Raw genomic sequence first — 3,896 nt, 5'->3', positions numbered from 1 at the left:
CTCTTCACCCAATGTAGTCCCGCATGTTCGCTGCGTACAGCGTCGCTGGGCACAGCACCCGGCGAATTCATCCCGTCTCCGCTTCGGCCGACCACTCGACTGCGGCCAACGGCCCCGAATCGGGCGGCTCCTGGCCGGATTCGGGGCCGTCGCGCGGCCGGATTCGGGGCGGTCGGACTCCCGTACGCGTTCCTCGTCCGTCAGCCGGCCCGGTGGTATTGATCGGGACGGCGGGGCTCCAGCCCCAACGCGGCGGCGGCCGTGATCGGCCAGTAAGGATTGCGGAGCAGTTCCCGGCCGAGGAGCACCGCGTCCGCCTGCCCCGAGGCGACGATCTCGGCGGCCTGCTCGGGATCGGTGATCAGCCCGACGGCGGCGACCGCCATGTCGGTCTCGCCGCGCACCCTGGCGGCGAAGGGGACCTGATAGCCCGGTCCCACCGGGATGACGGCCTGCGACGCGTTGCCGCCGGTGGAGACGTCCATCAGGTCCACGCCGTGAGCGAGCAGTTCCTTCGCGAACCGCACCGTTTCATCGGCGGTCCAGCCCTCCCGGTCGTCGGCGGGGTCCTCCGTCAGCCAGTCCGTGGCGGAGATCCGGAAGAACACCGGCAGTTCCTCCGGCCAGACGCCGCGGACGGCGTCCACGACCTCCAGCGCGAACCGGGTGCGGTTCTCGAACGATCCGCCGTACTCGTCGGTGCGGCGATTGCTGTGCGGGGACAGGAATTCGTTGACGAGGTATCCGTGCGCGCCATGCACTTCGACGACCTTGAAGCCCGCGGCGAGCGCGCGCTCGGCCGAGGCCGCGAAGTCCCTGACCACGCGCCGGATATCGGCGACGGTCAGCTCGTCCGGCGCGATATGCCCGTCCGCGAACGGCAGCGCGGAGGGGGCGACGGGCGTCCAGCCGTTCGCCTCGGGGCCGACCGGGCCGCCGCCGTTCCACGGCAGGTCGGTCGACGCCTTCCGGCCGGCGTGGCCCAGCTGGATGCCCGGCACGGTGCCCTGCGACTCCAGGAACGCGGTGATGCGCAGGAACGCCTCCCGCTGACGCTCGTTCCACAGCCCCAGGTCGCCAGGCGAGATGCGCCCTTCGGGAGAGACGGCCGTCGCCTCCACCAGGATCAGCCCCGCGCCTCCGACAGCGCGGCTCGCGAGGTGGGCGAAGTGCCAGTCGTTCGGCACACCCACATCGAGCCCGTCGATATCCGCGCTGTACTGGCACATGGGCGCCATCCAGACGCGGTTGGGGAAGGTCAGCGACCGTAGGGTGTAGGACTCGAACAGGGCACTCACGTGGGACTCCGTTTCGCCTGGTGCGACGGGACCGGCTGGATCGACCGGATCAGCAGGGTCGGCTGTACCGGCCGGGCTTAGTACGACACCTAACGTACTACGACGAGAGTCGGATTATCGCCCCGGGGTGCGAGCGCTGCCGGGTGCCGCTCGCCGGGCGGCACCGAGCGGCACCCGGCAGGCACCCGGACGGGCGAGGCCGCGGACCGCCCGCGGCAGCACGAACACACCCGCCGACCTGCGCGGACTCCGACTCCGGGAGCTGTTGTCAGCGGTCGGGTGCAGACTGATCCGTACTGGTGGCAACGGTGTCCCGGAGGTGCGTGGTCATGTCTGACGTCCTACTCGCGGTCGGTACCCGCAAGGGTCTGTTCGTCGGCCGAAGGCGCGGCGGGGATTGGGATCTCAGCGGCCCGCACTTCAACGCGGAGGCGGTGTACTCGGTCGCCATCGACACCAGGCGTACGGTGCCGCGGCTGCTGGCCGGAGCGGACAGCGCGCACTTCGGCCCGTCGGTGTTCCACTCCGACGACCTGGGCGAGACCTGGCAGGAGCCGAAGAAGCCGGCGGTCAAGTTCCCCAAGGACACCGGGACCTCGCTGGAGCGGGTCTGGCAGCTGCATCCGGCCGGGCCCGCGGCGCCCGACGTGGTGTACGCGGGGACCGAGCCGGGCGCGCTGTTCCGGTCCGAGGACGGCGGCGAGACCTTCGAACTGGTCCGCTCCCTGTGGGATCACCCGACGCGGGAGAGCTGGGTGCCGGGCGGCGGCGGCCTCGCGGTCCACACGGTGATCACCGACCCCGGGGACGCGAACGTGGTGACCGTCGCGGTGTCCACGGCCGGGGTGTTCCGCTCGCTGGACGGCGGAGCGAGCTGGGCGCCGTCCAACAGCGGGGTGCAGGCGGTCTTCCTGCCCGATCCGCATCCGGAGTTCGGCCAGTGCGTGCACAAGATCGCGCAGGACCCGGTGGACCGGGACCGGCTCTATCTGCAGAACCACTGGGGCGTCTACCGCAGCGATGACGCGGGCGCGAACTGGACCGACATCGGCGCGGGCCTGCCGTCCGACTTCGGCTTCTCCATCGCGGCCCACCCCCGTCGGGCGAACGTCGCCTACGTCTTCCCGATCAACGCGGACATCGACCGGGTGCCCGCGGGCAAGCGGTGCCGGGTCTACCGGACGGAGGACGCCGGCGCGAACTGGCAGGCGCTCGGCGCGGGACTGCCGCAGGGCGACCACTACGGCACAGTGCTGCGCGACGCGCTCCGCCTCGACGACGACGATCCGGCCGGGGTGTACTTCGGCAATCGCAACGGCGAGGTCTACGCGAGCGACGACGACGGCGACAGCTGGCGGCTGCTGGCCTCCCACCTGCCCGATGTGCTCTGCGTACGAGCGGCTGTGGTCGGTTGAGCGCACACCGGTTACCCCGACGCCCGGCATCCTGAGTAGAGTGACCGACCGTGTCAGCACGACCATTGAACGAGATCGTAGAAGCGGGCTGGGCCAAGGCACTTGAGCCGGTGGCCGGACAGGTCGCCGCCATGGGTGACTTCCTGCGCGCCGAGATCGCCGCAGGGCGTACGTACCTGCCGGCCGGGGCGCATGTGTTGCGCGCCTTCCAACAGCCCTTCGATGAGGTGCGGGTGCTCATCGTCGGCCAGGACCCCTACCCGACCCCGGGCCACGCGGTGGGGCTGAGTTTCTCGGTCGCGCCGGAGGTGAGACCGCTGCCCGGCAGCCTGCTGAACATCTTCCAGGAGCTGCGCTCCGACCTGGGCCTGTCGCCGCCGTCCAACGGCGACCTGACGCCGTGGACGCGGCAGGGTGTGCTGTTGCTCAACAAGGCGCTGACGACGGCCCCGCGCAAGCCCGCCGCGCACCGCGGCAAGGGCTGGGAAGAGGTCACGGAGCAGGCCATCCGGGCGCTCGCGGCCCGGAACCGGCCGCTGGTGTCGGTGCTGTGGGGCCGCGACGCCCGCAATCTGCGTCCGCTGCTCGGCGACTATCCCGCCGTCGAGTCCTCGCACCCCTCCCCCATGTCCGCCGACCGCGGCTTCTTCGGCTCCCGCCCCTTCAGCCGGGTCAACGACCTGCTCGCGCGGCAGTCCGCGCCACCGGTGGACTGGCGACTGCCGTGACCTTCCCCGCGCGGGCCTCGCAGTCCCACCCGGGCGGCGACGCCTGGGTGCTCGGAGTCGACTCCGGCGGCTCCGGGGTGCGCGTGGCGCTGGGCCGCGCGAGCGGCGGCGAGCCCGTCGGCAGCTGGTCGTCCACGACTCCTGTCATTACAGGTGCAAAGGGAATCGACGCGGCGGCCATGCTCGACCAGGTCGTCCCCGCCGCCGAGAAGCTGCTCTCCGAGGCCGGTGCGGGCGCCCAGTCGGTGCGACTGGCGGCCGCGTGCGTCGGCGCCGCCGGGATGGCCACCCTCGGCGACGACCTGCGCGCACGCCTGCCGGACGCGCTGGCCGCCGGGATCACCGGGATGCTGCTCGCCGCCCGGCTGGCCGTTCCGGTGCTGGCCGCCGCGCTCGACGAGGAAGGCGCCATCGCCCGCGCGGCCGAGCAGTTGCGCGGCTCCGGCTCCACCCAG

At 72.0% G+C, this 3,896-nt stretch carries 3 protein-coding genes and 1 pseudogene; 3 read left to right on the top strand and 1 reads right to left on the bottom strand.

From position 1 onward, the window contains the following. Positions 1-200: 200 nt before the first annotated feature. Positions 201-1,298 (bottom strand): NADH:flavin oxidoreductase/NADH oxidase, encoded by a 1,098-nt coding sequence (locus QMK28_RS33620; protein ID WP_326443484.1) that lies wholly within the window; start codon positions 1,296-1,298, stop codon positions 201-203. Between the two features lie 329 nt (positions 1,299-1,627). Between QMK28_RS33620 and QMK28_RS33615 the strand changes: the two genes are divergently transcribed. The 3 genes and pseudogenes from QMK28_RS33615 to QMK28_RS33605 form a co-directional block, all read left to right on the top strand. Beyond that, positions 1,628-2,713: a WD40/YVTN/BNR-like repeat-containing protein gene (locus QMK28_RS33615; protein WP_326443483.1), complete on the top strand. Its 1,086-nt coding sequence runs from the start codon at positions 1,628-1,630 to the stop codon at positions 2,711-2,713. A gap of 50 nt (positions 2,714-2,763) precedes the next feature. Further along, positions 2,764-3,441: a uracil-DNA glycosylase gene (locus QMK28_RS33610; RefSeq protein ID WP_326443482.1), complete on the top strand. Its 678-nt coding sequence runs from the start codon at positions 2,764-2,766 to the stop codon at positions 3,439-3,441. Beyond that, positions 3,438-3,896 (top strand): annotated as a pseudogene (locus tag QMK28_RS33605) (ATPase); the annotation flags it as partial. The gene QMK28_RS33610 and the pseudogene QMK28_RS33605, both read left to right, overlap by 4 nt.

Origin of the sequence: Streptomyces sp. H27-D2 (assembly GCF_035828615.1) — a bacterium.
GTDB lineage: Bacteria > Actinomycetota > Actinomycetes > Streptomycetales > Streptomycetaceae > Streptomyces.
This window is presented reverse-complemented; position numbering and strand designations above follow the sequence as displayed.